The sequence below is a fragment of the Pseudomonas sp. K2I15 genome (assembly GCF_002204795.1).
GTDB lineage: Bacteria > Pseudomonadota > Gammaproteobacteria > Pseudomonadales > Pseudomonadaceae > Aquipseudomonas.
In genome coordinates this window covers 25,729-52,555 of the sequence record NZ_NIXO01000031.1, presented here as the reverse complement: position 1 = coordinate 52,555, position 26,827 = coordinate 25,729, and the positions used below count along the sequence as shown (strand labels likewise).

At 61.4% G+C, this 26,827-nt stretch carries 24 protein-coding genes; 10 read left to right on the top strand and 14 right to left on the bottom strand.

From position 1 onward, the window contains the following. Positions 1-460: 460 nt before the first annotated feature. Positions 461-1,012 carry a dihydrofolate reductase family protein gene (locus CEC48_RS18850; RefSeq protein WP_088425110.1) on the bottom strand — a complete coding sequence of 184 codons (552 nt, stop codon included), beginning with the start codon at positions 1,010-1,012 and terminating at the stop codon, positions 461-463. Positions 1,013-1,197: 185 nt separating this feature from the next. On the opposite strand from CEC48_RS18850, the gene lepB reads away from it, so the two are divergent. Further along, positions 1,198-1,866 (top strand): signal peptidase I, encoded by a 669-nt coding sequence (lepB, locus tag CEC48_RS18845; protein ID WP_088425109.1) that lies wholly within the window; start codon positions 1,198-1,200, stop codon positions 1,864-1,866. Between the two features lie 91 nt (positions 1,867-1,957). Here the strand turns inward: lepB and CEC48_RS18840 are convergent, their stop codons facing one another. From CEC48_RS18840 to CEC48_RS18810, 7 genes are all read right to left on the bottom strand, one after another. After that, positions 1,958-2,326, bottom strand: coding sequence for a Na+/H+ antiporter subunit G (locus CEC48_RS18840; RefSeq protein ID WP_088425108.1), 369 nt, complete (start codon positions 2,324-2,326; stop codon positions 1,958-1,960). Then, positions 2,323-2,601 (bottom strand): K+/H+ antiporter subunit F, encoded by a 279-nt coding sequence (locus CEC48_RS18835; RefSeq protein ID WP_003211751.1) that lies wholly within the window; start codon positions 2,599-2,601, stop codon positions 2,323-2,325. The genes CEC48_RS18840 and CEC48_RS18835 overlap by 4 nt, the downstream gene beginning before the upstream one ends. Next, the gene (locus CEC48_RS18830) at positions 2,598-3,086 is read right to left on the bottom strand and encodes a Na+/H+ antiporter subunit E (protein WP_088425107.1); all 489 of its coding nucleotides are present in this window, start codon (positions 3,084-3,086) and stop codon (positions 2,598-2,600) included. Before CEC48_RS18830 ends, CEC48_RS18835 begins: the two co-directional genes overlap by 4 nt. Continuing rightward, positions 3,083-4,765, bottom strand: coding sequence for a monovalent cation/H+ antiporter subunit D (locus tag CEC48_RS18825; RefSeq protein ID WP_088425106.1), 1,683 nt, complete (start codon positions 4,763-4,765; stop codon positions 3,083-3,085). The genes CEC48_RS18830 and CEC48_RS18825 overlap by 4 nt, the downstream gene beginning before the upstream one ends. Continuing rightward, positions 4,762-5,106 (bottom strand): Na+/H+ antiporter subunit C, encoded by a 345-nt coding sequence (locus CEC48_RS18820; RefSeq protein ID WP_003192163.1) that lies wholly within the window; start codon positions 5,104-5,106, stop codon positions 4,762-4,764. Before CEC48_RS18820 ends, CEC48_RS18825 begins: the two co-directional genes overlap by 4 nt. Then, positions 5,106-8,027, bottom strand: a complete 2,922-nt coding sequence (locus CEC48_RS18815) for a monovalent cation/H+ antiporter subunit A (protein WP_088425105.1) — start codon at positions 8,025-8,027, stop codon at positions 5,106-5,108. The genes CEC48_RS18820 and CEC48_RS18815 overlap by 1 nt, the downstream gene beginning before the upstream one ends. Before the next feature lie 139 nt (positions 8,028-8,166). Beyond that, on the bottom strand, positions 8,167-9,087 hold the full coding sequence (locus tag CEC48_RS18810; protein ID WP_088425104.1) for a DMT family transporter: 921 nt from the start codon (positions 9,085-9,087) through the stop codon (positions 8,167-8,169). 92 nt (positions 9,088-9,179) lie between these two features. Between CEC48_RS18810 and CEC48_RS18805 the strand changes: the two genes are divergently transcribed. From CEC48_RS18805 to CEC48_RS18780, 6 genes are all read left to right on the top strand, one after another. Beyond that, complete coding sequence (locus tag CEC48_RS18805; protein ID WP_088425103.1) at positions 9,180-9,743, top strand: helix-turn-helix domain-containing protein; 564 nt, start codon at positions 9,180-9,182, stop codon at positions 9,741-9,743. Between the two features lie 154 nt (positions 9,744-9,897). Continuing rightward, positions 9,898-11,094: an SfnB family sulfur acquisition oxidoreductase gene (locus tag CEC48_RS18800; RefSeq protein ID WP_088425102.1), complete on the top strand. Its 1,197-nt coding sequence runs from the start codon at positions 9,898-9,900 to the stop codon at positions 11,092-11,094. Between the two features lie 12 nt (positions 11,095-11,106). After that, positions 11,107-11,466, top strand: coding sequence for an acyl-CoA dehydrogenase (locus CEC48_RS18795; protein WP_088425101.1), 360 nt, complete (start codon positions 11,107-11,109; stop codon positions 11,464-11,466). Beyond that, a complete protein-coding gene (locus CEC48_RS18790; protein WP_088425100.1) occupies positions 11,466-12,881 on the top strand; it encodes an LLM class flavin-dependent oxidoreductase in 1,416 nt (471 codons plus the stop codon). The genes CEC48_RS18795 and CEC48_RS18790 overlap by 1 nt, the downstream gene beginning before the upstream one ends. A gap of 132 nt (positions 12,882-13,013) precedes the next feature. After that, the gene (locus tag CEC48_RS18785; RefSeq protein WP_088425099.1) at positions 13,014-13,613 is read left to right on the top strand and encodes an AMP-binding protein; all 600 of its coding nucleotides are present in this window, start codon (positions 13,014-13,016) and stop codon (positions 13,611-13,613) included. Positions 13,614-13,699: 86 nt separating this feature from the next. Continuing rightward, a complete protein-coding gene (locus tag CEC48_RS18780; protein WP_088425098.1) occupies positions 13,700-15,118 on the top strand; it encodes an FAD/NAD(P)-binding protein in 1,419 nt (472 codons plus the stop codon). A gap of 121 nt (positions 15,119-15,239) precedes the next feature. Here the strand turns inward: CEC48_RS18780 and CEC48_RS18775 are convergent, their stop codons facing one another. From CEC48_RS18775 to CEC48_RS18760, 4 genes are read right to left on the bottom strand one after another with little or no spacing between them, the layout of a single operon-like run. Further along, the gene (locus CEC48_RS18775; RefSeq protein WP_088425097.1) at positions 15,240-16,505 is read right to left on the bottom strand and encodes an efflux RND transporter periplasmic adaptor subunit; all 1,266 of its coding nucleotides are present in this window, start codon (positions 16,503-16,505) and stop codon (positions 15,240-15,242) included. Then, on the bottom strand, positions 16,495-17,976 hold the full coding sequence (locus CEC48_RS18770; protein ID WP_088425096.1) for a TolC family protein: 1,482 nt from the start codon (positions 17,974-17,976) through the stop codon (positions 16,495-16,497). The genes CEC48_RS18775 and CEC48_RS18770 overlap by 11 nt, the downstream gene beginning before the upstream one ends. Then, positions 17,969-19,168 (bottom strand): ABC transporter permease, encoded by a 1,200-nt coding sequence (locus CEC48_RS18765; RefSeq protein ID WP_088425095.1) that lies wholly within the window; start codon positions 19,166-19,168, stop codon positions 17,969-17,971. The genes CEC48_RS18770 and CEC48_RS18765 overlap by 8 nt, the downstream gene beginning before the upstream one ends. Continuing rightward, positions 19,165-19,872 carry an ABC transporter ATP-binding protein gene (locus CEC48_RS18760; protein ID WP_088425094.1) on the bottom strand — a complete coding sequence of 236 codons (708 nt, stop codon included), beginning with the start codon at positions 19,870-19,872 and terminating at the stop codon, positions 19,165-19,167. The genes CEC48_RS18765 and CEC48_RS18760 overlap by 4 nt, the downstream gene beginning before the upstream one ends. A gap of 362 nt (positions 19,873-20,234) precedes the next feature. On the opposite strand from CEC48_RS18760, the gene CEC48_RS18755 reads away from it, so the two are divergent. The 3 genes from CEC48_RS18755 to CEC48_RS31885 all read left to right on the top strand — a co-directional run bounded on the left by CEC48_RS18755 (position 20,235) and on the right by CEC48_RS31885 (position 25,205). Further along, complete coding sequence (locus tag CEC48_RS18755) at positions 20,235-20,987, top strand: TetR/AcrR family transcriptional regulator (protein ID WP_088425093.1); 753 nt, start codon at positions 20,235-20,237, stop codon at positions 20,985-20,987. Between the two features lie 447 nt (positions 20,988-21,434). Then, complete coding sequence (locus CEC48_RS18750) at positions 21,435-24,377, top strand: hypothetical protein (RefSeq protein ID WP_256579738.1); 2,943 nt, start codon at positions 21,435-21,437, stop codon at positions 24,375-24,377. Positions 24,378-24,446: 69 nt separating this feature from the next. After that, the gene (locus tag CEC48_RS31885) at positions 24,447-25,205 is read left to right on the top strand and encodes an Ig-like domain-containing protein (protein WP_256579737.1); all 759 of its coding nucleotides are present in this window, start codon (positions 24,447-24,449) and stop codon (positions 25,203-25,205) included. A 64-nt stretch (positions 25,206-25,269) separates the two neighbouring features. On the opposite strand, the gene CEC48_RS18745 is transcribed toward CEC48_RS31885, so the two are convergent. Together CEC48_RS18745 and CEC48_RS18740 are read right to left on the bottom strand one after the other, a co-directional pair. Then, positions 25,270-25,770, bottom strand: coding sequence for an alpha/beta fold hydrolase (locus tag CEC48_RS18745; RefSeq protein ID WP_256579736.1), 501 nt, complete (start codon positions 25,768-25,770; stop codon positions 25,270-25,272). Further along, positions 25,721-26,782, bottom strand: coding sequence for an FUSC family protein (locus CEC48_RS18740; RefSeq protein WP_088425127.1), 1,062 nt, complete (start codon positions 26,780-26,782; stop codon positions 25,721-25,723). The genes CEC48_RS18745 and CEC48_RS18740 overlap by 50 nt, the downstream gene beginning before the upstream one ends. Positions 26,783-26,827: the final 45 nt, after the last annotated feature.

Here is a 26,827-nt window from a genome sequence, read left to right as displayed (position 1 = left end):
TCCAACCCTTCCCGCACGACAAAGAGCCTGGAGCCCTCACCAGGCAAGTCAGTTTCAGAGGATGGATTCAGACAATGATTAATCGCCCGATGAGCAGCGGCGTGAAGCGAGGGTGAATCGAGCGGCGGATTTGGACTGTCTTTGATCATGAAGAAGCTCCTAGAGTAATGGGGCCGCCACCCATCGCTGCGAAACGACAATCGGGTGGCAGCTGTACGCAGGTTCGCAGACCGGGACTCTAGGCACCCGGCATACCCGAAGGTATCCCGCGCACAGCCGCCATAAGATCAGGCATAAAAAAGCGCCCGCTATCTTGTGGTGGACGCTGTGCGTCTAGAGTTTACCCGGGCTGCGAAACCCGGTCGCTGAATTTGCAGCGACCACCGAAGAGTAGGGAGCCATCTTCTGAGCGACAACCCTAAAAAGCTGTCGGAAATTTCCGCGCGTTGACCCACGAGCATCAGCGTGTGCCACTGACTTCATACCGGCTTTGAACAAACCCATTGTCCGACGCATACGTGCCGATATGCCGAAGCTCATGCCCGCTCCCCAACTGGCTGAACAAGGGAATACCCTGGCCCAACAAAACCGGGATACGCGTGATGATCAGCTCGTCAATCAAGCCCGCCTCAAGAAATGCCTGAATCGTCTGGCCCCCGTCTATGTAAAGGTGCTTCATCCCGCGCTCGGCCAACGCTGCCACGAGGCGGGTGACATCCTGGCTCATCACCTCAACCTTGCCCTTCAACTGCGCAGGTATCTCAACCGATTGACGAGAGAGCACTATCACAGGCGTACCCTCATAGGGCCATTCCGCAAAGGAAAACACTTTTTCCAGGGTTTTACGCCCCATCACCAGCGCATCAACCGTGGCGATGAAGTGCTCATAGGTCACACCGTTCAATTCAGCCCCTTCGTACTCTGGCCGATTAAGCCACTCGATATCACCGTCTGGCCGGGCAATAAAGCCGTCGACGCTGGCTGCGATAAAGACCGAACATTTGATATCCATGGGGCGCGAAACTCCTTTTTTATGTGCTTGAAGACAGCGACTGCCAGCGCCCGGTAAAGGCATCGAAACCGACCGCCAGTAACGCTAATGTTAATTTAATCCTTTGGTGTAATAAGCGACCATTGCCAAAAATAACCCAGGGCTGCCCGGTACACGCCGACGCCCTTTCTATATTGCGAGGATCTATGCGCCGTTGGTTAATCCGCTACCGTTACGCAATCATCTTTTGGCTGTGCTTCGGCGTGTTCCGCACCTCCCTGGCCGACTGGAACCCCATCCCGTCCGGCTCCATGCGCCCCACGTTACTTGAGGGCGACGTAGTACTGGTCAACCGCGTAGCGTACGACCTCAAATTACCCCTCACGGATATTTCCCTGGCCAAACTGGACAACCCCCAGCGCGGCGATGTGGTGACGTTCTCCTCACCCAAGGACGGCATGCGCTTGATCAAACGCATCGTCGGCATTCCCGGCGACACCCTGGAAATGCGCGACGAGGTGCTGTGGGTCAACGGCACACCGGCCACCTACAGTAATGGGCAGGACATCAGCGAGCCCCTCGCTCCTGGCCACACGGTCCCGGGGATCAAGCTGACTGAACTTGCGAACAACAGCCAGCGCACAATTCAGTTCATGCCGACAGTACGGGCGCTACGGAGTTTCGCCCCGGTGGTCGTGCCTGCCGACAGTTACTTCATGTTGGGCGACAATCGCGACAACAGCGACGACTCCCGGTACATCGGGTTTGTGCCGCGCCGGCTGTTGATCGGGCACGCCCACCATATTCTGGCGTCAGCGCAGATCCTGGATCATTGGATGCCGCGATTGGGCCGGTTTGGCGCGCCGATTTTGTAGTGGGGGATCACGCATTCATCCGCCAAATATTACCCGGTCAAGGTAAGCGGCCCGCCCCATTGCAGGGGTGACAGAACGTTATGGTGCCAGGTCAGCGATTTTTTTCAGCCCGGCGACTGCTCACCTCAGCCGGCACATCGTCCCCTGCCATACGCTTGCGGAACAACGCCGTACGCGCCAGCAACAACGTGGTCACCGGCACCGTGATCGACAGCAATATCGGAATCAACCAACCGTGAAGTACCGGCCCGGACTTGAGCACCGAAAAATAGATGATCGACGCCAACGCCACGCACCATGCACCCAACGTCGAGGCCAATGCCGGGGGGTGCATGCGTTGAAAGAAGTCCTTCATCCGCAACAACCCGATCGCCCCAATCAGCGCAAACACGCTGCTCGTTACCAGCAAAACCGCAACGATCACTTCAACCCAAAGCGGCAAAACACCGACATTGATCATTCGATCACCTCCCCACGCAGCAGGAATTTCGCCAGGGCAAACGAGCCCACAAAACCAAACAGCGCGATCAACAACGCCGCTTCAAAATAGGTGTCACTGGCATACCGGATGCCCAGCACCAGCATCATCAGCATCGCCAGGATGTACAGGTAATCCAGCGCCAGAACCCGGTCCTGGGCCGACGGGCCTTTGAACAGGCGCACCAGCGTCAGCACCATGGCCAGGGAGAACAGGAACAGGCTGAACAGGATCGCATTGGAGAGCAGGGCGCTCATTCGAAGATCTCCATCAGGGGCCGTTCGTAAGCGTGTTTGAAGTGCTCGATAAACTGCGCTTCGTCATCCAGGTCGAACACGTGAATCAGCAGGATGCTGCGGTCCAGGGCCAGTTCCGACCACACGGTGCCGGGCGTCACGCTGGTGATCATCGACAACACGGCCAGGCCATTGGCGTCCCGCAAGTCCAGCGGGATTTTGATAAAGCGCGAACGCGGTGGCCGCGAGCCGCAGACCAGGATGCCCCAGGCCACGGCGAGGTTGGAGATGATCACGTCGCGGCCCACCAGGAAGAACAGGCGGATCATCACGCCCGGCCTGCGGATGCGGATCGGCAGCGGGCGCAGCGGCGCCATCATCAGCGGCGCGGCAAAACCGAGGATCGCGCCGAGCAGCAGGTTGCCGGGGCTGACGGACAGGTTCAGCACCAGCCACAACAACCACAACGCCAATGACAGCCACGGGGCAGGGAGCAGTCGCTTCATGGCTGCACCTCCACTGCGGCGGCCTTGGCTTCAGGGCTCGGCACCGGGCGCGTCGCCATGACGGCCATCACGTAGTGCTCCGGGTTGTTCAGGCTTTCAGCGGCGGCCTGGGTGTAGCGCATCAGCGGTTCGGCCTTGAAGGTCAGGACGATGCTCAGGCCCAGCAGGAAGAAGATCGGCACGCATTCGAAGCGGCGCAGCAGTGGCGACGGGCGTTCTTCCGGGGTCCAGAAACGCTGGATGCCAAGGCGGGCGAAGGCGATCAGCGAGGCCAGGCCGGAGAAGATCAACAGCGCTACCAAACCCCAGGCAGCCGGGCGGACGGGCCCGTCGATGGCGTTGCCCAGGCCCATCGGGTTGATCAGCGCGCTGAGCAGGCTGAGCTTGCCGATAAACCCGGACAGCGGCGGCATGCCGATGATCAGCAGGGCGCAGGCAATAAAGCTCAGGCCGAGGAAGGCTACGGTCCAGGGAATCACCTGGCCGACCACGGCTTTTTGTTCATCGTCGAGGTTGGTGCCGGGCGGTGGATGCAGGGATTCCATGGCCTTGGGCAGGGCTTCGATTTCATCGTCCAGCGGCATGTCGTTGGCCGAGCGCGAACGCTCGATCAACTCGGCCAGCAGGAACAGCGCACTCAATGCCAGCGTCGAGCTGACCAGATAAAACAACGCCCCGGCGGTCAGGCTTGGCTGGGCAAAACCCACCGCCGACAGCAGGATCCCGGCGGACACCAGAATGCTCAGGCTGGCCATGCGTTCCAGGCGTTGCGCGGCGATCATCGCCAGTGCCGCACAGACGATGGTCGCCATGCCGCCGTAGATCAGCCAGTCGCCGCCGAACAGCGCCGAGGCACCGGCCTGGCCGGAGAACAGCAGGTTCCACAGGCGCAGCACGGTGTACACGCCGACCTTGGTCATGATCGCAAACATCGCCGCCACCGGCGCACTCGCCGAGGAGTAGGCGGGCGCCAGCCAGAAGTTCAGCGGCCACATGCCGGCCTTGGCCAGGAATGCGACGGCGAGGATGCCCGCACCGGCGTGCAGCAGGCCGCGATCGGCTTCCGGCACCAGGGGGATTTTCAACGCCAGGTCGGCAAAGTTCAGGGTGCCGGTGACGCCGTAGATCAGCGCCGCGCCAATCAGGAACAAGGTCGAGGCCAGCAGGTTGATCGAGATGTAATGCAGGCCCGCTGACACCCGTGCCCGGCCGGAACCGTGGAGCATCAGGCCGTAGGACGCCGCCAGCAGCACCTCGAAAAACACGAACAGGTTGAACAGGTCGGCGGTCAGGAAGGCGCCATACAGGCCCATCAACTGGATCTGGAACAACGCATGGAAGCTGGTGCCGGCACGGTCCCAGCGGGCCATGGCAAACAACAGCGCGCTGACGCCGATGATCCCGGTGAGCACCAGCATCATCGCCGACAGTTGGTCCACCACCAGCACGATGCCGAACGGCACTTGCCAGTTGCCCGGCAGGTACACGCCGATGGAGCCGGGGCCGCCTTTCTGGGTCCAGTACAGCAACAGCACGGCGATGCCCAGGCCCACCATGCTGGAGAACAGGTTGATCCGTGCCTTGAGCGGGCGGTGTTTCTCGCCCAGCATCAGCATCAGCGCGGCGGTGAGCAACGGCAGCAGGATCGGCGCGATGATCAGTTGATTCATCCAGGTCATTCCTTGGGCTCCCGGCCGTCTACATGGTCAGTGCCGGTCAGGCCCCGGGACGCCAGCAGTACCACCAGGAACAGCGCGGTCATGGCGAAGCTGATCACGATCGCCGTCAGCACCAGGGCCTGGGGCAGCGGGTCGGTGTAGTTGAGCAAGTCTTGCGGCACGCCGTCCTTGATGATCGGCTCCTTGCCGATAAACAGGCTGCCCATGCTGAAGATGAACAGGTTGACCCCGTAGGAGAGCAGGCACAGGCCCATCACCACCTGAAAGGTCCGTGGCCGCAGGATCAGCCAGACGCCGGAGGCCGCCAGGACCCCAATGGCAATTGCGATGACTTCTTCCATCAGGCGGCTCCTCCTGGGCTGGCAACGGCTTTCGCCTGGTTGCCGGGTTTATGGGCACGCACCGATTGGTGGCCCAGGGCGGTGAGCATCAACAAGGTCGCGCCGACCACCATGGCGTACACGCCAACGTCGAAGAACAGCGCGCTGGCGACGTGGATGTCGCCCAGCACCGGCAGGCTGAAGTGCCAGGTGTGAGTGGTGAGGAACGGGTAGCCGGCGAGTAGCGCGCCAAGCCCGGTCAGCGTTGCTGACAGCAAGCCAAAGCCCATCCAGCGCATCGGCCGCAGGCTCATCTGCGCCTCGACCCATTGGGTACCGGCGACCATGTATTGCAGGATGAACGCGACAGACATCACCAGCCCGGCGACAAAACCGCCACCCGGTTGGTTGTGGCCGCGCATAAAGAGATAAAACGACACCACCAGGGCAATCGGCAGCAACAGTCGAACCAGCACCGCCGGCACCATCATGAAGCCCAAAGCGGTGTCGCTGGCCTGGCGCGGGTTGACCAGGTCGGTGGCCACATCGGGCGCCAGCTGGCGCTGTTGCGCGGGCAATTCCATGCTTTCTTTCGAAGGGCGAAAGCGGCGCAGCAGGGCGTACACGGTCAATGCCACGGCGCCGAGCACGGTGATTTCACCCAGGGTGTCGAAGCCCCGGAAGTCCACCAGCATCACGTTTACCACATTGCTGCCGCCGCCTTCGGGCAGGGCGCGGCTGAGGTAGAAGGAGGAGATGTCGTTGGGCGTCTGGCGGGTCAGCATCGCGTAGGAGAGCAGCGCCATGCCGCCACCGACAACGGTGGACAGGAGGAAGTCCCGCAGGCGGCGGATGCGAGCCTTGCGCAGCGTACTGGGCAGTGGCGAAACTTCTTCGATCCGCCGTGGCAACCAGCGCAGGCCCAGCAGGATCAGCACGGTGGTGACCACTTCCACCACCAACTGGGTCAGCGCCAGGTCTGGCGCGGAGAACCAGACGAAGGTCACGCAGGTCATCAGGCCGCACACGCTGACCATGGTCAGGGCCGCCAGGCGGTGGTACTTGGCTTGCCAGGCGGCGCCCAGGGCACAGGCAATTGCCAGCAGCCACAAGGTGACGAACACGATGGAACCCGGGATCTTCGGCCGGTCGCCCCAACTGATGCCGCTGTACAGCATCGGGATCAACCCGGCGATCACCGCCGCCAGCACCAGCAGGAACAGTTGGGTTTGCAGGCGCTTGGTGCTGATGCGTTTCTCGATCTTGCGCACCCCGCGCATCATCACCACCAGGCAGCGCTCGAAGCCGCGCTTGCCGTTGAAGTAGCTGATGATTGGCGGGTATTTGAAGCGGCCCAGCTTGAGTTGCTTGCGCAGCAGCAGATACAGCACCACGCCGCCGGACATGGCCACCAGGCTCATGATCATCGGCGCGTTCCAGCCGTGCCAGATGGCGAGGCTGTATTCCGGCAATTTGCCGCCGACGACAGGCAGGGCGGCTGCCGCGAGGATCGAACCGACCACCTGGGCCGGGAAAATCCCCACCAGCAGGCAGGTAAACACCAGCAATTCTACCGGGGCACGCATCCAGCGAGGCGGCTCGTGCGGCGTGTGGGGCAGGTTAGTGGCTTTGGGGCCGAAGAACACATCCACGGTAAAGCGCAGGGCATAGGCCACGCTGAAGGTACCGGCGATGGTGGCGATGACCGGCAGGGCGATTTCCACCCAGGCGGTAGCGGAGATGAACACCGTTTCGGCGAAGAACATTTCCTTGGACAGGAAACCGTTGAGCAGTGGCACGCCGGCCATGGACGCACTGGCGACCATCGCCAGGGTGGCGGTAAACGGAATCAGCTTGAACAGGCCGCTGAGCTTGCGAATGTCACGGGTGCCGCTTTCGTGGTCGATGATCCCCGCCGCCATGAACAGCGACGCCTTGAAGGTGGCGTGGTTGAGGATATGGAACACCGCGGCGACCGCAGCCAGCGGGCTATTAAGGCCCAGCAGCAAGGTGATCAGCCCGAGGTGGCTGATGGTGGAGTAGGCCAGCAGGCCCTTGAGATCGTTCTGGAACATGGCGCAGTAAGCGCCGAGCAGCAGGGTAATGGCGCCGGCGCCGCCGACAATCCAGAACCACTCTTCGCTGCCGGACAGCGACGGCCACAGGCGGGCCAGCAGGAACACGCCGGCCTTCACCATCGTCGCCGAGTGCAGGTAGGCCGACACCGGTGTCGGTGCAGCCATGGCGTGGGGCAGCCAGAAGTGGAAGGGGAATTGCGCGCTTTTGCTCAGGGCGCCGATCAGCACCAGGGCGAGCATGATCGGGTACAGCGAATGGGCACGGATCTGATCACCGGCAGCCAGGACCTGGTCCAGGTCGTAGCTGCCGACGATATGCCCGAGCAGCATCACCCCGGCCAGCAGGCACAAACCGCCTGCGCCGGTGACCATCAGCGCCATATAGGCGCCACGCCGGGCATCGGCGCGGTGGTGCCAATAGCCGATCAACAGGAATGAGAACAGGCTGGTGAGTTCCCAGAAAAACACGATCTGGATCAGGTTGCCGGAGATCACCAGGCCAAGCATGGCGCCCATGAAGGCCAGGAAAAACGCAAAGAAACGCGGCACCGGGTCTTCCGGCGACATGTAGTAGCGGGCGTACAGCGACACCAGGGTCCCGATGCCCAACACCAGCATCGAGAACAACCAGGCAAAACCGTCCATGCGCAGCACGAAGTTCAGCCCGAGGCTGGGCAGCCACATGAATTCTTCGCGAATCACGCCACCGTGGGCGATCTGGGGGTAGAGCAGGGCGACTTGAACAGTCCCGGCCAGGGCTACAAGGCCGGCCAACAGGGACTCTGTGTTGCGTGCGTTGTGCGGCAGCAAGGCCGCGAGACAGCTGCCGATAAAAGGCAGAAGCAGTAGAACTATCAGGGACATAGGCTTCTAATCTGCGGGAGTTTGGGATGCATCATACGTGCCGGATTCTTGATCACCAAACGGCAAGATGTGGCAGGATCCTACAAGGTAGGCTGAAAAAGGCCGTTTGGCATTGTTTCATCTGGCACAAGCACAGACCTTAACCCTGACGTTCCTGTTCCATCTCTTCTGCCAACTCGATGGCCTTCTGCCCCCGCGTCTTCATCTCACTGACAATCACCGCCGCCACAATCAACGCCGCGCCCAGCATGGCAATCGGCGGGAAGCGTTCCCCGGCAATCCGCCCGACCACGCCCGCCCACACCGGCTCACCGGCATAAATCAGTGTGGCGCGAGTCGGCGAGACACTTTTCTGCGCCCAGTTCATCGCCACCTGAATCACCGCGCTGGTCAGCCCCAGGCCCACCGCGCTGAACAGCAGCAACCAGGAAAACCCCGGCAGTGCCTCGCCCATCGGCACTACCATCAGGAACGACAGCACCGAGGCCGTGGCCAGTTGCACCACCGTTACCCGGCGCACATCCACCTGGCCGGCAAACGCGCTGATCATGATGATTTCGGCGGCAATTGCTACCGCACTGATCAATGTGGCGATTTCACCCGGACTGAAATTCAGCGATGCGCCCATCGGGCCGGTCAACAGCATCAACCCGGCAAACGCCAGCATGATGCCCAGACTTGGCATCAACCCCGGCCGACGTCCCAGCACCAGCCATTGCAGCAGCGGTACGAACGGCACATACAGTGCAGTAATAAACGCCGACTGGCTGCTCAGGATCGTCTGCAAGCCAATGGTCTGCAAACCGTAGCCAAACATGATCGCGACACCGATAAAGCACCCGGCCTTCAGTTCAAACAGGGTCAGGTCCCGCAGGCTGCGCAATGAGAACGCCCCGACGATGACTGCCGCCGCCGCAAACCGCAGGCCGACAAAAAACATCGGGCCGCTCACTTCCATGGCGTGCTGCACCAGCAAAAAGGTGCCGCCCCAAATCATGGTGATCACCACCAATATGCATTCGGCTTTGCTGAAACGGGAAAACAACGGGGAGGTGGTCATGGCGGCTCGGTCTTGCACAGTAGGGGCGCGGACCGCACAATGCGCCGCAAGCTGGGCAGTATACTGCGCAACCCCACCCTGTGAGCAATATAGTGCACAAAGAAAATCCACAACGGGCCTCGGTCCTGCAACACGTCAGCCAGAACGTTCGGCGCCTGCGCCATGCGGCCGAGTTGAGCCAGACGGCGTTGTCCGAAAAGTCCGGTGTCAGCCGGCGCATGCTGGTGGCGATCGAGGCCGGGGAGAAGAACGTCAGCCTGTCGACCCTCGACCGGGTGGCCGAAGCCCTGGACGTGGCCTTCAGCGACCTGATCCAGGCCCCGGATGCCGGTGATCACAGCCGTATCAACGAGCTGGCCTGGGCCGGTGAAATCCCAGGCAGCAAGGCGGTATTGCTGGCCAAGGCTAACGCCCGGCGCGAAGTGGAGTTGTGGGAATTGCGCCTGGAACCCGGCGACCGCTATATGCCGGAGCCGGACCCCGAGGGCTGGAGCGTGCAGCTGTTTGTGTTCGAAGGTGCACTGACGCTGGTGCTGGGTGACGAGGAAAAACACGTCGCCACGGGTGAGTTCCTGATGTTCGCCAGCCGCCAGCTTCACGCCTATCGCAATGACGGTGACGTGGCGGTGCGGTTTGTGCGCAACGTGGTGATCTAACTGTTGGCAGCGCAACAGTGGTTGGACACTTTGCTGTTTTGAACCACCCACAACATCCCTGAGTTACCAACAACCCACTGATTTTATTGATCATTATATTCAGGCACGACTCCTGCAATTGCCCCAGTATCTCTCTGGAGCCTGGAGTCGGCCCATGTCAGCCCAACCCCTACAAGCTGCCCACATCATCCGCTCGGACGCCGAAGCCATCGCCGTTGCCACCGAGTTGGCCAAGCGCTTTGCCGTCGAGGCGGGCGTGCGTGATCGCGAGCGGCGCCTGCCGGTGGCCGAGCTGGACGAATTCTCCGCCAGCGGCCTGTGGGGCATCACCATTCCCAAGGCCTACGGCGGCGCCGGGGTTTCCTATGTGACGGTGGCCGAGGTGATCAAGCTGATCTCCGCCGCCGACCCGTCCCTGGGGCAAATTCCGCAAAACCATTTGGGCGTCGTCGACATCCTCTTGCAAACCGCCAGCGAGGAACAAAAGCAGCACTACTTCGCCAAGGTCCTGCAGGGCTACCGTTTCGGCAACGCCTTCTCCGAAGCCAAGAGCAAGAACGCCGGTAGCTTTGAAACGCAGATCCGCTTTGACGGCGACAGCGCGTACATCAACGGCGAGAAGTTCTACTGCACCGGCGCGCTGTTCGCGCATATCGTGCCGGCGGTGGGCGTCAACGAAAAAGACCAGGCCTTCATCGCCTTTGTCGAACGGGACGCACCGGGCCTGCAAGTGATCGACAGTTGGGACGGCTTCGGCCAACGCACCACTGCCAGTGGCGGCGTGACCCTCGACGGCGTGAAGGTGCCGCTGAGTGCGGTGGTTCCCGCTCACCAGGCTTTCGACCAGCCCACCGCCAACGGCCCGATTTCGCAAATTATCCAGGCGGCCGTCGACACTGGCATCGCCCTCGGCGCGCTGGAGCAAGCCAAGATCTACGCACGCCAGGCTCGGCCCTGGATCGACAGCCAGCAGGATCACGGCTGGCAAGACCCGTTCACCATCGCCGCTATCGGCGATCTGGAATGGCGCGTCCACGGCACCGAAGCGATTCTCGCCAAGGCCGGTATTGCCGTAGACCAGGCCCTGGCCAACCCCAACGAAGACACCGTGGCCAATGCTTCGCTGGTCGTCGCCCAGGCCAAGGTGCTGTCGGCAGAAACCGCGCTGCTCGCCAGCAGCAAACTCTTCGAATTGGCCGGCACCCGCTCGGTGTCCGGCAAGCACAACCTTGACCGCTTCTGGCGCAACGCGCGCACCCACACCCTGCATGACCCGGCCCGCTGGAAATACCACCTGATCGGCAACTTTGTGCTCAACGGCGTCAAGCCTGCACGCCATGCCTGGAACTGAGGAGCTTCATCCATGACCGCACTGAATCAGGCACGCCAACTGCTGGAAAGCACCCTGGGGTTTATTCGCCAAAGTGACGACCCCTACGTGATCGCCCGGTTCGGCGACCTTCAGATTCGCATCGACGTTGCCGCCGCCTTGCTCGAACGTGCCGAAAACCTCGAAGGCCAAAGCCCGGTAGAGGTTGAGATTGCCTTCACCGAAGCGCAGATCGCCGCCGCCGAAGCCTTGCTCGCCGCCAGCAACGCCGAATTCGAATTGACCGGCCAGCGCACCGCGCTGCCGCCGACCCTTGACGACCCATTGCGCTGGAAATACCAGATTGTCGGCAACTACCGTCTCAACGGCGTTGCCCCCAGGAGTGCTGTTTAATGTCCCGTGAAATCCGCTTGAATGCCTTCGACATGAACTGTGTCGGCCACCAGTCCCCGGGCCTGTGGGCCCACCCGCGCGATCGCTCGTGGCAGTACAAGGACCTGGAATACTGGACCGACCTGGCGAAAATCCTTGAGCGCGGCAAGTTCGACGGCCTGTTTATCGCCGACGTGCTGGGCATCTACGACGTCTACAACGGCAACGGTGACGCCGCGATTCGCCAGGCCACCCAGGTGCCGGTCAACGACCCGCTGTCGCTGATCGCACCGATGGCGCTGGTCACTGAACACTTGGGTTTTGGCCTGACCGCCTCGCTGTCCTTTGAACACCCGTACCCGTTCGCCCGACGCCTTTCCACCCTCGATCACCTGACCAAGGGCCGCGTCGGCTGGAACATCGTCACCTCCTACCTGGAAAGCGGCGCCAAGAACCTCGGCCAAAAAGCCCAGACCGAACACGATGCGCGCTACGACTACGCCGAGGAATACCTGCAGGTTTGCTACAAACTCTGGGAAGGCAGTTGGGAGGAGGGCGCCGTGCTGCGCGACCGCGAGCGGCGGATCTTCAGTGACCCAAGCAAAATCCACGAGATCCGCCACGTCGGCAAACACTTCCAGGTGCCCGGCATTCACCTGTGCGAGCCGTCGCCACAACGCACGCCGGTGCTGTATCAGGCGGGCGCGTCCAGCCGGGGCAAGCAGTTCGCGGCCGAGCAGGCCGAGTGCGTATTCGTGGCCGCGCCGTCGAAAGTGCTGCTGAAAAAGACCGTCGCCGACATCCGCCGGCGTGCGGCAGAAGCAGGGCGTGATCCGAAGAAAATCCTGATCTTCAACTTGCAGACGGTGATCGTCGGCGAAACCGACGCCAAGGCCAAAGCCAAGTTTGAGGAGTACAAATCCTACGTCAGCTACGAAGGCGCGATGGCGCTGATCTCCGGCTGGACCGGCATCGATTTCAGCCAGTTCAAGCCCGATGAACCCCTCAAGCATGTGCACACCAACGCCATTCAATCGGCGGTGGAAGCGTTCTCCACGGCAGACCCGAACAAGGTCTGGACCCCGAATGAACTGGCAGACTGGGTCGGCATCGGCGGCTTCGGCCCGTTGTTTGTCGGCGGCCCGGAAACCGTGGCCGATCTGTTACAGGAGTGGGTCGAAGAGACCGATGTGGATGGCTTCAACCTGGCCTATGCACTGACCCACGAAACCTTTATCGACGCGGTCGACCTGCTGGTGCCGGAGCTGCAAAAGCGCGGCGTGTACAAGACCGAATATGCCAAGGGCACCCTGCGGGAGAAATTGTTTGGGGACGGCGCGCGCCTGGCGGACAACCATCCGGGTAGCGTCTATCGAGACCTGGCTGCCTTGCGCGAACCTAATGTGGGAGCGGGCTTGCTCGCGAATGCGGACTAACATTCAACATTGATGTTGCCTGACGCACCGCTTTCGCAAGCAAGCCCGCTCCCACATTTTAAGCTTCATCGATCCAACCATTTCAGCCAGCGGACCACCGCATGCTTGTTTCACTAATAGGAGCATTACCCTATGAGCGTGCATGAGCTTGAACTACCGCTGGATGTGGAATGGCCTGCCGAACGGGTCACGGTGTTGCCCAAGGCGTTGGCGCAGTTGCACCACTGGGCGCAACTGACCCCGTTGCACAGTGCCCTGCGCCATAAGCGTGACGGGCAGTGGTATGCCTGGCGCTGGATTGATGCCCTGCGCGACGTCGAGCGCCTGGCCGACGGTTTGCGCCAGCAGGGCTTTAGCGAGGAATCGCGGTTGGCCCTCAGCGGTGCCTTCGAGCCCCATTTGCTGCTGCTGGCCCTGGCAGCGCAGTCCATCGGCGGGCAGACCTTGACCCTCGACGATGGCCTGGAGCCCGCCGCCCTGCAGCAACAGCTGTGGCGCATTCGGCCCACTCATGCCTACGTCCAGGGCCGGCAACAGGATCAGCACTGGTTGGCGGTGGTCCAATTGATCGAGCCGGTGGACACCTCACAACGGCTCAGCCGCTGGTGGCAGCCTTCCGGCAAAACCGAACTGTGGAGCGAGGAGAGCACCCACTGGCAAGGCGGCCTGGCGGCGGTGCTGGAGCAATGGCTGAACAGCGGCCAGAGCCTGGGCTTCCCGCAGTCGGGCTGAACTAGGCGTCCCGGGTCGATGTACTGGATACTGCGCGGGGCGATGTTTACCACAACCATTCAGGCACACAGTAAGGGCGCAATTTCATGAGTGAAACCGAACGCGGACAGGCGACGAGCGCCATTCGCAACGCTGATGTGCTGATTGTCGGCGGCGGCCTGAGCGGTACGATGCTGGCGGTGCAACTGCTGCGCCTGCCGGGCAAGCGGCAGATCCTGGTGATCGAACCGCGCCAGGAACTGGGGCGCGGCGAGGCCTACAGCGCGGTAGAGCTGGGCCACACCTTGAACGGTAACGCCGCACGCATGAGCGTCGACCCGGACAACGCCGATGACTTGACCCAATGGCTGACCGCCTACATCGCCGGCGGCGGTTGGCCGGAGTCGGACCAGCAACACGTGCCCATCAGCGAACTGTTTCCGCCACGCGGGATTTTTGGCCTGTACGCGCAGCAACGGCTGGCGGAAGCCAAGGCGTTTTCGGCGTCGACCGTCGAGCATGTCCGTGCCGAAGTGGTGGACCTTCAGGTGGATGAACAGTCCACGCTGCTGACCTTGAGCGACGGCCAGCAACTGCGCGGTGCATTTGCGGTATTGGCCACCGGCATGTTCCCGGCGGCGCGCACGCCACAGACCGAATCCAGCGGCTTGAATGCCGCTGCGGTCGACCCGTGGGACGTGCAGGCCATGACCCGGCTGGACCCGCAATCCACCGTGCTGATCATCGGTTCCGGGCTGACCATGGTGGATGCCGTGGTGTCCCTGGAACAGGCCGGTCATCGTGGGCCCATCGAGATTTTCTCGCGCCACGGCCTGCTGCCCCATGTACGTCGGCAGCCGCCGGCGTGGGTCGATTTTCTGGGTGAAGACCACAGCCTGCGCAGCCCCCGGCAATTGCTGCGGGAAGTGCGCCGCCAATGCCGGATCGCGCTGGCTCAGGGGATTGACTGGCAAGCGCCGCTGGACACCGTGCGCGCCAATATCGGGCGCTTGTGGAGCCAGGCCAGCGAGGGCGAGAAGCGCCAGTTCGTGCGGCATGTTCGGCCCTGGTGGGAAAGCCATCACCACCGCTCGCCGCCCTTGAGTGCCGAGCTGGTGGCGCGGCTGCACGGGGAAGGGCGGTTGCGGATTCAGGCGGCTTCGTACAAGGGGCTGGTGCCTTCGCAGGGGGACGTAACGATTCGCCTGCGTCATCGTGGCGAGCAGGCCGTCGTCCAGGTGTCGGGAGCTGCATTGATCAACTCCAGCGGCATTGAATATGACTGGCGCCGGGTGGCCAGGCCGTTGCCACGGCAGTTACTCAAGTGTGGGCTGATTCAGCCCGGGCCGTTGGCGTTGGGGATTGCGGCGGATGTGTCGGGGGCGGTGCTGGATGCCCATGGGCAGGTCAGCCAGCGGCTGTTTGCAATGGGCCCGCCGCTGCGTGGGATGTGGTGGGAAAGTACGGCGGTGACGGATGTGGCGATCCAGGCCAAGGCGCTCGCCGCAAGGTTGGCACACCTCTAATATGGGAGCGCGCTTGCTCGCGAATACGGAGTGTCAGTCACCGGATCAGTTGACTGATCCACCGCATTCGCGAGCAAGCCCGCTCCCACATTTTTGATCTTTATTGGCCTTTTAATCGGCGTCAGGAACCGACCTTCACAAACCCCGGCTTCAACCCAAACACCTCAACCCCCTGCGCCGTCGACTGCCCGGTCGTCACCGTCACCCGCTCCACCGGTTTATCCATCGCCGCCCGATACTCCACCGTCATCACCCCATCCCCGCGGCTGATCGCCTGGGCCGGCACGACAATCGCCTGGTCATTGTTGTAGGTGACAATGGTCAACCGCGCACTCATCCCCAACCGTACCCGTTGCAGCTGTTGCGGCGTCAGCTTGGGAATCGACAACGTCACCGGAAACTGCGCGCTGCCCTGGGTATCGCCGGCAATCGCCAAACCGCTCACCACGCTGACCGACCCCGTCAGCCGCTCACCGTCAAACCCATCGCCCATCACCTCCACCGCCTGGCCTTGGTGCAGCTGGTTGATGTCCAGCTCGGATACCTTGGCGACGATTTTCAGCTTCTCGATATTCGCCAGCCCAAACAGCACCTGGCCCTGGCTGACCTTGCTCCCGGCCTGCACCGGCGCGTTGTTGTTCCCGCCGCCCTGGGCCGACGAGTTACTGCCCGGCGCCGGTACCACAATGCCGGAGAACGGTGCCTTGACCTCCTTGCCGTCGAGCAAGGTGTGCAGGGCGTCGTACTTCACCGTGGCGTTGGTCAGCTCCATATCGGCGATCTGCCGGTATTCGCCCTTGCCTTGTTCGATCGCCTGTTGCAGTTCGCCACGGGCGGCCACCAGGTCCAGCTGTTGCTGCGTGGCCTGTTGCTTGAGGTCGTCGAGTTCGTTGCGCGGGATGATGCCGCGCTTGAACAGGTTTTCGCTTTCGGTGAGTTTGCGCTGGGTGTTGCTGGCGGTCATTTCGGCGGTGCGCAGGCTGCGGCGGGCGCGGCCGACTTGCTGGCCGCTGTCCCAATCCTGCATTTCCTGCACCGTGCGCCGGGCCTTGAGCTGCGCCGAGAGGGCGTCGCGCAGTTGCACTTCGAGGGTGGCCGGGTCCATGCGCAACAGTACCTGGCCGGCTTCCACCCGCTGGCCCTGTTCCACCAGGTTGGCTTGCACGTTGCCATCGAACGGCGCGGTCAGGGTGATGGTGGTGTCGGGCTCGATCTTGCCCACCAGACCGATCTGGTGCACCAGCGGGTCGACCTTCACCGCCAGCCATTGCTCGGCGTTGCCGGGTTGGTTGGCGGCCGGGCTTTGACGGCTGAGCAGCGTGATGCCGACACCGGCCACCAGCACAATTAACACGGCGCCCAACAGGCGTTTTTTATTAGTAGTCATTGAGGGCGATTTCCCAACTTTCCAGCGTCATGCCCAGGGTCAAGTCGAACTGAGTCTGGGCGTTCAAATAGGCAATCAGCGCATTGAGCCGTGAGTTCTCGGCGTTGCGCAGGTCGGTTTCGAAACTCAGGACCTGGAAGTTGGTGGAGCGCCCGGCGCTGAGTTTTTCCCGTTCGATTTCAATTTTGCGCTTGGACAGTTCGACCGCCCGCTGGGAAATTTCATACTGGCGCCAACGGGTGCCAAGGTCGCGCACCACGTCGTTGACGTCGCGCTCCAGTTGCTGGCGGGCGTCGGCGATGATGATCTCCTGGTTCTCCACGTCGACCCGCGCGTGCACCTCGGCCTGGCGGGTGCTGATGTCGCCGATGGGGATCTGCACTTGCACGCCGGCGTAGCTGTCCCAGCGCCGGTTATTGGCATAGCCGTCATCGTTATTGGTGGCGGCCCGTATCTGGTTGGCGCCGGCCACCAGGTCCACTTGCCAGCGTCCGGAGTCCTTGGCGATCACCAGGTTGAGGTCGGCCTGCTGGCTACCGAGCAGGGTGGCGAGGTATTCCGGTTGCTGGTTCTGCGCCAGGACGAAGGCCTGGCGTTTGTCGATGTCCATGCGCTTGGCTTCAAGGGCCTCGGTGGCGCGGATCGGCGTCGACAGGTCGAGGGCCAGCAGGCGCAGCAGGGCCAGGCGGCTGGTGTCCAGTTGGTTCTGGGCTTCTTCCACCCCCAGTTGCTGGGTGGCGATATCGGCTTCGGTCTGCACAATCTCGAACTCGGCCATGCGCCCGGCACTGATCAGCGCCTTGTTCACCTCCAGCAGTGTGCCGGAGCGCTTGAGGGCATCCTGGACGATGCTCAACTGTTCCTGGGCTCGCAGTAATTCGCGGTAGGTGGCGATGATGTTGCTGATGGTCTGCGCCACGTTGGCCTTGAGGTTCAGGCGGTTGGCTTGCTCCGACAGGCGTGACAGGCGCAGCGGCGCGGTGGTGGCGTCCCACCCGGCGCCGCGCATCAGGGGCTGGATCACCGACAGGTCGAGGCCGTCGCTGCGGTAGCGCCCGGCGCGATCGGCGTTGTTCAGTTGCTGGGTCCAGTTCATGCTCAGCCGCGTGCCGTACTCACCGAGCAAGGTGGCATTGGGGGCCAGGTTGGCGTTGCGGGCGCTGTCGTCGGTGCCTTTGGTGGCGCGGTAGTAGCTGTTCAGGGTCAGCTTGGGGTTGAAGGTGTCTTCGGCCACCCGCAGGTCGAATTTCTGCGCCACCCGTTGCAGGTACGCGCTGCGAATCGCTGGGTTGTTGCGCAGGCCCAGGTACACCGCGTCGCCCAGGGTCAGCGTAGTGGACTGGGCATTCAGCGACACGCTGCGTTCATAGCCACTGCGGGTGGTGCTGGGCGCCGAGGGGCGGATCACCACATCGGCGGCCACGCTTTGCAGGCTGACCAGGGCGATCAGCAACAGCAGCTGTTTATTCATCGCGCAGGGCCTCCACCGGCTGCAGCCGCGAGGCCGAGACTGCCGGATAGATCCCGAAAAACAGCCCGACCAGCAATGTGCTGCCCACCCCGAGTGGCAGCGCCGCCACCGCCAGGGAAAACTGCCAGCCGGACAGCCAGGCATATAGATAGGCGGCGGTCATGCCCAGCACCGCGCCGCACAGCGCACCGACGGCGGTCAGGGTCACAGCCTCCAGCAGGAACAGGTTGCGAATGTCCCGCTGGCGTGCACCGAGGGCCATGCGAATCCCGATTTCCCGGCGCCGCTCCGAGACGTTCATCAACATCACGTTCATCACCCCGACGCCGCCGCCCACCAGGGAAATCGCGCCCAGGGCCAGCAGCAGGTAAGCGAAGGTACGGCTTTGCCGGGTCATGCCATCGATCATTTGCTGGGGCACCTGGATGTCGACATCGTGGTCGGTGAGTTGACTGCGCAGCGCTACGGCCACGTCCTGGGCGAGGCGCTCCATGTCCAGGCCTGGGGTGGCGCGGATAATCACGTTGCCGACCTGCGGGCTGGCGTAGATCCGGCGCATGCCTGGGGCGGGCACGAACAGCGATTCGTTGGCCTGCACCGGGATCAGCATTGCCCGGGGCTGGCTGTGCAGAATGCCGACCACCAGGAACAGGTAATCGTTGATGCGCACCCGGTCGCCCAGTTGCAGCGGGTCGCCGGGCGCGCTCAACGCCTGGACGATCTGGTCACCGACCACCGCGTAGGTTTCCCCCGCATCGAAACTCGACAGGAAGCGCCCCTCGCGCACCGACAGGCGCATCGCGTCCTTCAGGTCTGGCGTACTGCCGACGAAATTTGCGTTGGCGCTGCGGCCATGGAACACCACCGGCCCGCTGAACAGCGAAACCGCGCCGATATGGGCGATGCCGGGCACGCTGCGGCGCACCGCTTCCAGGTCCAGGCTGGCGGGCATCTGCGCGGTGCTGGCGCCTTTGGGCGGAAATTGCGCCACCAGGGTGTCGGTGCCCATGTCCTTGAAAATCATCGCCGCGTCTTCGGCGGCGTTGTGCCCGATATTGATCAGCGCCACCACTGAGGAACTGCCAATGACGATACCCAACAGGGCCAGGATCGAGCGCTTGCCCAGGGTGCGCAGGCTGACAAACGCCTCGTGCAGCAATTGGCTCAGGCTTTGTTCGACCCGCAGGCTCATAGGCGCCCGGCCTCTTGCACAACGCCATTGCGCACCAGGATCTTGCGATTCAGGCGCTCGGCAATGTGCGGGTCATGGGTGACGATAATCAGCGTCACCTGCTGCTCGCGATTGAGCGCCAGCAGCAGGTCCATGATCTCCTGGGCGGTAGTGCTGTCGAGGTTGCCGGTGGGTTCGTCGGCGAGGATCACCGAGGGGTTGCCGACCAATGCCCGCGCGATGGCGACCCGTTGGCGCTGGCCACCGGAAAGGTCGGCCGGGCGATGGTGGGCGCGGTCGGCCAGGCCTACCTGATCGAGCATGCGCAGGGCCTGTTCCACCGAGTCATGCCGTGACACGCCGCGATAGCTCAGGGGCAGGGCGACGTTGTCCAGGGCGCTGAGGCGCGGCAGCAGGTTGAAGCTCTGAAAGACGAAACCGATCTGCTGATTGCGGATCGCCGCCAGTTGATCGGGGCTGGCGCTGAAGATGTCATGGCCGGCAAAGCGGTATTGGCCGCAGTCGGGCAGGTCGAGCAGGCCGAGAATATTGAGCAGGGTACTTTTGCCGGAGCCGGAGGCGCCGAGGATGCCGCAGCTGTCACCGGTTTCGATGGCCAGGCATACGTCATTGAGAATAGACAGGTGTTGACCGGCCAGCTGATAGCTTTTGCCGATGCCTTGCAGGGAGATAAAGCCTGGGTGCGCGGGGGTCTCTGTCATCATGACTACGCCTGCAGCCTCGACAGCGCCATGCTTCCCTTGAAAATCCTTGTAACAAGTTCAGGGCTGCCTGGTAAGCGTCACGGACTGGTTTTATTTCTTGTTTTTAAAATATTGTTTGAATACTAACCGCGATCCAGCCGTTCCGCCAGCCATGGATATAGAGCGGTTTTACCCTTTGAAACGATTCTTCAAGGGGGCATTTCGGGCAGCCAAAAACACCTTCGACTACCCTCAATGTGCCCGTCAGTGCTGGCTCCGGTTTGTATGGCGCAGTGTCACTACTTGCTTTCGGGCAGCGGCCCCGGTATAAAAAATCAAATTATTTTTTAAAACAATATTTCCGCAGTGGAACCCCAACCCTTATGGTCGCGAAGAAACTCAGCGCTCCAAACGTTACCAAGACCCGATTGCTGGATGCGACAGAGGCTCTTTTCATCAAATACGGCTATGACGCCGTTTTGTTGCGGCAGATAACCGAGAGGGCTCAGGTCAATCTCGCTGCGGTGAATTACCACTTCGGGGATAAAGACTCCCTGATGAAAACCTTGCTGATGCAGCGCCTGGAGCCGCTCAACGAGCAGCGCCTGGAGTTGCTGGCCAGGTGCGAAGCCGAATCCGACGGCCCGCTGGACTGCGACACCCTGCTCGGCGTGCTGTTTGCGCCGGCCATGGGGCTTGAGCGCAGCGATCCGGCGAGCGGGGAAGGGCGTTCGTTCATCCGTTTCCTGGGCCGGGTCTACAGCGACACTTCGCCGTTTATCCAGGAATACCTCAAGGTGCATTACCAGCCGGTGTTCCAGCGCTTCTTTGAAGCGTTCGCCCTGGCATTGCCGGACCTGCCGCGTAATGAACTGGGTGTGCGTTTGCAGTTTGCCCTCAAGGCGATTTCCGGCGTGATGGCCGGCACCGAGTTGCGCTTGCTGATGAACTCCATGAGCCTGGGCCGCCCGGCCACCGATGCCGAGGTGATGGCCAAGTTGATCACCCTGGTGTCGGCGGCGATTCGTGTGCCACAGCAAAGTCCTGAGGCCGAAACGGCCTTGGCGCGGGTGCTTGACACCCAGCGCGCAATTCGTGAGCAAGCGGCCGCACCTGCCGGCAAGACCACTCGCTGAGACATCTAGGCCGGCTCGCAATGAGCCGGCTTGCTTCAATCTCACGTACTCATCCTTCCTTGTGAACACGCAAATCCCGGGCAAAAAAAAGCCCGCTGGGGCGGCGGGCTTGATGTGCAGCATTTGTAACGGATGAGGCTTCACACTACGGTTCGGGATGTGAACAAATCGTGAAAAATATGTAAGGAAAAGTGTGAATATGCAGGGTTTGTGTTGGCTGCGTTTTCCCCGGAATGGGCCATCGAGTGCTGCCATTCGTCGCTACTGTCAATTCTGACAGGTAGACGCTCGAAAGGGCCGGGTGTTTGATTTCTTCAGTCGCGTGTTCTGTCTGCACGCTGTTTAATCTGGAGAACAACCATGTCGACCAAGCCTGCCGCGTCAAGACCCACTCCAATCACAAAGCAACCCGCCACACCGAAGCCTTCACCTACGCGCCCAGGTGTGATGATCATTGAGGATTTGGATCCGCCCTACACCAGTCCGCGACAGGCCACACCGGTAGAAGGCGCGGCATACGGATTGGGTGTTCACCATTTCCCTGTCAGGGGACTTTCCGCTGAAAAATATATCACCTTTGGTTTTGAGCGTTGGACCGGCCTGCGGGTGGGAGACGAGTATGGGGTATCGATGGAAGGCGTAACGCCACCCAAGAAGGTCATCCAGCTTGGTGAGGAGACAGAGCAGCGATTTTTCTTCGATTTCCCCTACGCCAGTTTGCACGTGGACCCCGCCATAGGTTTTGCCTTTATTTCAGATGTATACGGTGAGGTCGTAAGGGTCGGCCCAGGGACTCCCAGCACTTCGCCCCCCCAAATTGTACTGGTCAAAGAAACTCACCCTGGCGGAGAGGACAACCGCCCCGCCGAAAAATGGCACTCCGAGCTGCAACTGACCCTTTCGGACACGATTATCGGCGCCGGACAAAGCGTTACGGCAACCATCAAGGCCTGGGAACACATGCGTGTGAACGACTTGGTGATTTTCTATTGGGGCCCTGAGCGTTTTGACATCCCGCTGATTACCCCCGAGCAGATGGGCCTGGACCTGACGTTCGAGATTGACGAGGCGTTTATCCAGACGGCGGGCAGCGGCCACTATCCTGTGGAGTTCTTTCTCTATGACGAGGTAGGCAATAACTCGGGTCCAAAACAGCCCTGGTCCAAGCCAGTATCGGTAGAGGTGAACCTGAGCGTGACGCTGCTTGATGAGCCTTACATCATTGAGGCAGACCAGAGCTTGATGGTACTGGATGCTGATGGCTTGGGCAGCGAACCGGCACATGCCGAGGTGGCGATTCTGCGCGGCGGTCCCTTTCTGGTGGGTGATACCGTTTTGCTGACGGTTGAGGGCACGACGCCTGATGGTGTGTTCGTCAGTGAGTCGCTGTCGCTGACCGTAACCCGAGTTCCTGAATTTCTCGAATTTGACATCCGCAACGAGCTGGTCAGGTCTCTTCTGTTGAGCCAGATGACGGTCTTTTACGTGAGACAAAGGGCAGGGCTCGATGACGCGCCGTCCAGAAGGGCCACGGTCGCCGTTGTCGGTATTCGTTACGACCTGCCCAGGCCGAGTGTCAGGGAAGCCCACGGTCCCTTCATCGAGCCGGACCTGCCACGCATTACCGTGGAAATGCCCGACTACCAGCCGCCAGGTACCTCGGGGGATAACCTGGAGGTTGTGCTCCAGGGCTTCCACGTAGACAACACCTCGGAGCGGGTTTCCTCCTCGCGGCTTGCCGGCAACCCGCCACGCACCCGTGATTTCCCGACCGGCGACTACATGCGCCTGGAAGGTTTGCGAGACGCTAATGTGCACTACATCGTCACCGGGCAGATCAGTCCCGGAGTGATTGGTGTCCGTGAGTCGGAGCGCCGGTGGGTACAGGTCGGCCGTCCGCCCAGGGACCTGCCAGCGCCGGTTATCTGGGAAGCGGTTGATGGCAACGTCGACCCCTCAACCCTCGGCAGTGTCGGTACCCTTGAGTTGCGGGCGAATTTCAGACAAGGCAATATCGTTATCATCCGCTACACCGGCTCGCTCAGTGGTGTTGTGCAGGAAGAATATAGGTTGTTCCTGGATGCCAACCCGCTGTATGTAGATGTTCTGAGTCAGCTGTTCCTCGACAATCTCGACGGCACCATCACGGTCAGTTACCTGATTGATCGTTTCGGCGTTTATCAGTATTCCGAAGAACTGGTGGTGACCGTCGGGACCGCCTTGGGCGAGCTGTTCCTGCCCGAGGTGCTGCTGGCCACCACCGAACCCGATGAGCTTGATCCGGCGCTGGTCTGGCCAGGCGGCGCGACGGTGCGGGTGCGCTATGACCAGATCAAGGCCCGCGACCAAGTCGAGGTCAAATGGGAGGGGCTGCCCGGCGCAGGCTCCTACTACGAGGTCAAGGATAACCAGAGCGGGGACTACATCGACTTCACGATCCCTACCAATGTGATCGGCTACAACATCCACCCCCGTGGGCGGGATATTGCGGTGTCCTTCGTTGTCATTCGTAACGGCTTCCCCACCGATTCGCCCGTGCTGATACTGCATCTGCAGACCTTGCATCATCTGCCGGGCCCGTTGATCGACAGTATTGGCGATGCGGCGGTGCTGGAGGTGCCCCTGCTTCAGGACTTCGACGAAACCCGTGTAGCAGCGTGGCCGTATGCCGAGGTTGGGCAGCGTATGACGCTAAATTATTTAGGCACCCGCAATACGGGCGTGACTTATGACAACGATGTCTACCGGGCGCGGCCGGTGAGCGCCAGTGAGGTGTTGAACGGTATCGTCAGCGAAACGCCGGTGCTGGCGTTGCGTAACCTGGAGGAGTGGTCGACGTTGACGATTAGCTTCTGGGTCACATTCAACCACAGTGGCGACTACCTCAACGATGGCGTGTTGTTCGAGGTCAGGCACCACATGATCGAGCTGGTGGGCGCTACGTTCCCCTTCCCGCAAATCAAGGATTCCGTTCCTGCCGATGAGCAGGTGGTTTCCATCGACCCCTTGGTGGTCGAGAACAAATGCCAGGTGCTGGTGAGTTACCCGAACATGAACCAGGGCGGCACCGACAAGATCACCTTGCACTGGATTCACGCGGACGGGACCATCGCGCCGATCTCGACCCAGGACGGGCTCGCCGGTGGCACGGTGACGTTCAATATCAACAACGACGTCCTTGCCGCCAGTGTCAATAGCACGATTCACCTGCAGTATTCGGTGGTGCTGGGCAGGGACGGCAGCACCCGCATTTCCGAGGAGCAGACGGTGAAGGTGGGCACCATCCTGCCAGCCAATCTGCCGCGGGTATTGATCAATAACGTGGCCAATGGCGGCAGCCTCAATCCTCCCGACCTGACCGGCAATGCTATCGCTACCTGCCCAAAATGACGCCTGAGTCTGCCAGGGCAGCGGTTTTGGCTGAGGCTCACCACCAACATCGCCGGTATTGCACCGCTGGTGTTGCGCACGAACGAACCGCTCACCGCGCAGCAGGCAGCCAACGGTTTGGCGAACATCCAGGTCAGCCGCGACTGGTTGCTGAGCTTGCCCAACAATGCGCGCATTACGGTGCACTTGAGTGTGACGTTTAATGGCAGTGAGGATGAGTTTGATGCGTTGGTGTTTCCTACTACCGAATACACCATCAGCCTGGTCAGTCCGCTGGTGTTTGACTCGAGCACAGTTTTCCTCGGTGCGCGTACTTATCTGATTCCAGGAAATCCGGAGGTCTTGCCTGCCTTTAGTGCTGGCAACTCGATTCGGCGCGCGGCGTCGGGTGGTACACCGCCTTACACCTATTCTTCAAGCAACACGGGCGTGGCAGTTGTGGACGCCACGGGATATGTCACTGTGCGGGGCAACGGATCGGCGACGATCACCGTGCGTGACTCCTCCTCTCCGGCGCAAACGCGCAGCTATCCCGTTTCTGTCAGCAATATCGTTCTGTGCTATGGCTTGGGGAACGGTAATTACAACACCATCTCCAACTCGGCTCGCAATCAAGGCATGCGCTTGCCCAGCCTCGATGAACTGCGTGCCTTAAGCGCCGCTTATGGCAACCGGTGGCCGATGGGCAGTGCTTTTTATTGGTCCAACACGCTGGCCGGTTATATAGCTCTTTGGAATTACTGGTATGCAAGAAATATCAACGCCGGTGCAGAAACGAACTTCAAAAGTTTGAGTGGTACCTGGCTATTGGGCGTAGGACTCAGATAGCTGCGGCGAAAGGGGGGAGCGGGGACAGATCTATTTAACCGTAGACTGTCCCTTTTTTGCCCACTCAACGCTTGTGTACCCTGCCAATAAAGCCAAAAACGCACTTACTCACCTGTGCCGGCGCGTCCTCCATCAGAAAGTGCCCGGCGTTTTCCACCACCTGCAACACGGCCCCGGGAATGTCCTTTTGCAGGCGATGCGCATAAGCCAGCGGTTGCCACTCATCTTCAGCACCCCACAAAATCTGCACCGGCAAGTCCATGCCCGGCAGGCGCTCGGCAAAATCGGCGGTATACCGCGAGTCGTACTGCGCCACCTGATGCTGGTAGAACATCGGCTGGCCGACCACGCCACTGATCGGCGCCATGCACGCATGCTCGGTAAACCGCCGATGAATCCCGCGCCAGGTGGGCGATGGCCAGGAGTCGTAGCTGGGCGCGTCGGCGATTGTCAGTCCCGAGCCCCGGCTACAGGCGTTGCAGCAACTCTTGGTACAGGCGCTGCACCGGGGCTGATCAGATTTTCCAGTGGCTGGCGGTCTTGGCCAGGCGTTGGCGCATGCCATCAATATTGGCCGCCAGTTGCAGGGTTAATAACCGATAACCATCGAGGGCGCTGACTACCGGCACTTCAAAGGTCTGCTCGTGGGTGGGCGTGTTGCTCGGGCGTTCCAGCCGGTCGGTCGCCCCGGATTGCAACGCCCGCGCCATGCCGATCAATTGCACGCGAATCTGCCGATGCTTGGCCTTCAACGCCACCTGCATCCGCGCCAGGGCGTCCTTGTCCCGTGGGTCGGGCCGGGTGTTGCCGAGGATCTCCAGGGTGCTGATGCACATCCGCAAATGCCGCTGCAGGGTGTCCAGTTCGGTCATGGAAATCCGTACTTCCTTGGACACCGACGGCATTAACGAGCGCAGTTGCAGCATGGCGGTGTTAAGCCGATTCAGCAGTTTGAGGTGTTCATCGTCAGTCACCGACTGGCCGCTGATGATCCGGCTGTAAATCAGCGCGCAATCGCGCAAGGCACTGGCCAGGTTGTAACGCCAGGAATACACCGCATACAGCGGCAGGGCGAAGGAAAACGCCAGCGCCAGGACGATGCCGATCAGGATGTCGACGGTGCGCCACAGGCCGTCCGATATCGGATTATCGCCATGGCCGGCGACGATAAATACGGTGATGGCCGACAGCAACGCGATGTACCCGCCCTTGCCGATGGCGTGATAGGAAAAGAACCCGCACACCACCGACATCAGTAAATAGGTCAACAGGGGCTGGCCCAGGTACGCCTGTTGCAGCACCAGCAGCAAACCGACGCTGGCGCCGATCAACGTACCGTAGGCGCGCTCGACGGCTTTCTTGCCGATATTGCCATGGTGCTGCAAACCGCCGATCACGATCAGCATCGTCACCGAGGCCCACTCACCGTGGGGCAGGTTGATGCCGGTGGTGAGCAGGATGGTCGCGAGTAAACCAATGGAAACCCGTACCGCGTGGATCAATTTGGCGTGACGGTAGCGCCGATATGGGTCCAGCAACGGACGCAGCAAGCGGCGGGCGAAGAGGGGCAAGTGCAGGTTCATCAATCTCGACGCGGCCTCAATAGTAAGGATTCATGCGGT

Coding starts and splice junctions, on each gene's coding strand:
- CEC48_RS18850 (WP_088425110.1), bottom strand. CDS start 1,012: ATGGATATCAAATGTTCGGTCTTTATCGCAGCCAGCGTCGACGGCTTT.
- lepB (WP_088425109.1), top strand. CDS start 1,198: ATGCGCCGTTGGTTAATCCGCTACCGTTACGCAATCATCTTTTGGCTG.
- CEC48_RS18840 (WP_088425108.1), bottom strand. CDS start 2,326: ATGATCAATGTCGGTGTTTTGCCGCTTTGGGTTGAAGTGATCGTTGCG.
- CEC48_RS18835 (WP_003211751.1), bottom strand. CDS start 2,601: ATGAGCGCCCTGCTCTCCAATGCGATCCTGTTCAGCCTGTTCCTGTTC.
- CEC48_RS18830 (WP_088425107.1), bottom strand. CDS start 3,086: ATGAAGCGACTGCTCCCTGCCCCGTGGCTGTCATTGGCGTTGTGGTTG.
- CEC48_RS18825 (WP_088425106.1), bottom strand. CDS start 4,765: ATGACCTGGATGAATCAACTGATCATCGCGCCGATCCTGCTGCCGTTG.
- CEC48_RS18820 (WP_003192163.1), bottom strand. CDS start 5,106: ATGGAAGAAGTCATCGCAATTGCCATTGGGGTCCTGGCGGCCTCCGGC.
- CEC48_RS18815 (WP_088425105.1), bottom strand. CDS start 8,027: ATGTCCCTGATAGTTCTACTGCTTCTGCCTTTTATCGGCAGCTGTCTC.
- CEC48_RS18810 (WP_088425104.1), bottom strand. CDS start 9,087: ATGACCACCTCCCCGTTGTTTTCCCGTTTCAGCAAAGCCGAATGCATA.
- CEC48_RS18800 (WP_088425102.1), top strand. CDS start 9,898: ATGTCAGCCCAACCCCTACAAGCTGCCCACATCATCCGCTCGGACGCC.
- CEC48_RS18795 (WP_088425101.1), top strand. CDS start 11,107: ATGACCGCACTGAATCAGGCACGCCAACTGCTGGAAAGCACCCTGGGG.
- CEC48_RS18790 (WP_088425100.1), top strand. CDS start 11,466: ATGTCCCGTGAAATCCGCTTGAATGCCTTCGACATGAACTGTGTCGGC.
- CEC48_RS18785 (WP_088425099.1), top strand. CDS start 13,014: ATGAGCGTGCATGAGCTTGAACTACCGCTGGATGTGGAATGGCCTGCC.
- CEC48_RS18780 (WP_088425098.1), top strand. CDS start 13,700: ATGAGTGAAACCGAACGCGGACAGGCGACGAGCGCCATTCGCAACGCT.
- CEC48_RS18775 (WP_088425097.1), bottom strand. CDS start 16,505: ATGACTACTAATAAAAAACGCCTGTTGGGCGCCGTGTTAATTGTGCTG.
- CEC48_RS18770 (WP_088425096.1), bottom strand. CDS start 17,976: ATGAATAAACAGCTGCTGTTGCTGATCGCCCTGGTCAGCCTGCAAAGC.
- CEC48_RS18765 (WP_088425095.1), bottom strand. CDS start 19,168: ATGAGCCTGCGGGTCGAACAAAGCCTGAGCCAATTGCTGCACGAGGCG.
- CEC48_RS18760 (WP_088425094.1), bottom strand. CDS start 19,872: ATGATGACAGAGACCCCCGCGCACCCAGGCTTTATCTCCCTGCAAGGC.
- CEC48_RS18755 (WP_088425093.1), top strand. CDS start 20,235: ATGGTCGCGAAGAAACTCAGCGCTCCAAACGTTACCAAGACCCGATTG.
- CEC48_RS18750 (WP_256579738.1), top strand. CDS start 21,435: ATGATCATTGAGGATTTGGATCCGCCCTACACCAGTCCGCGACAGGCC.
- CEC48_RS18745 (WP_256579736.1), bottom strand. CDS start 25,770: ATGGCATGCGCCAACGCCTGGCCAAGACCGCCAGCCACTGGAAAATCT.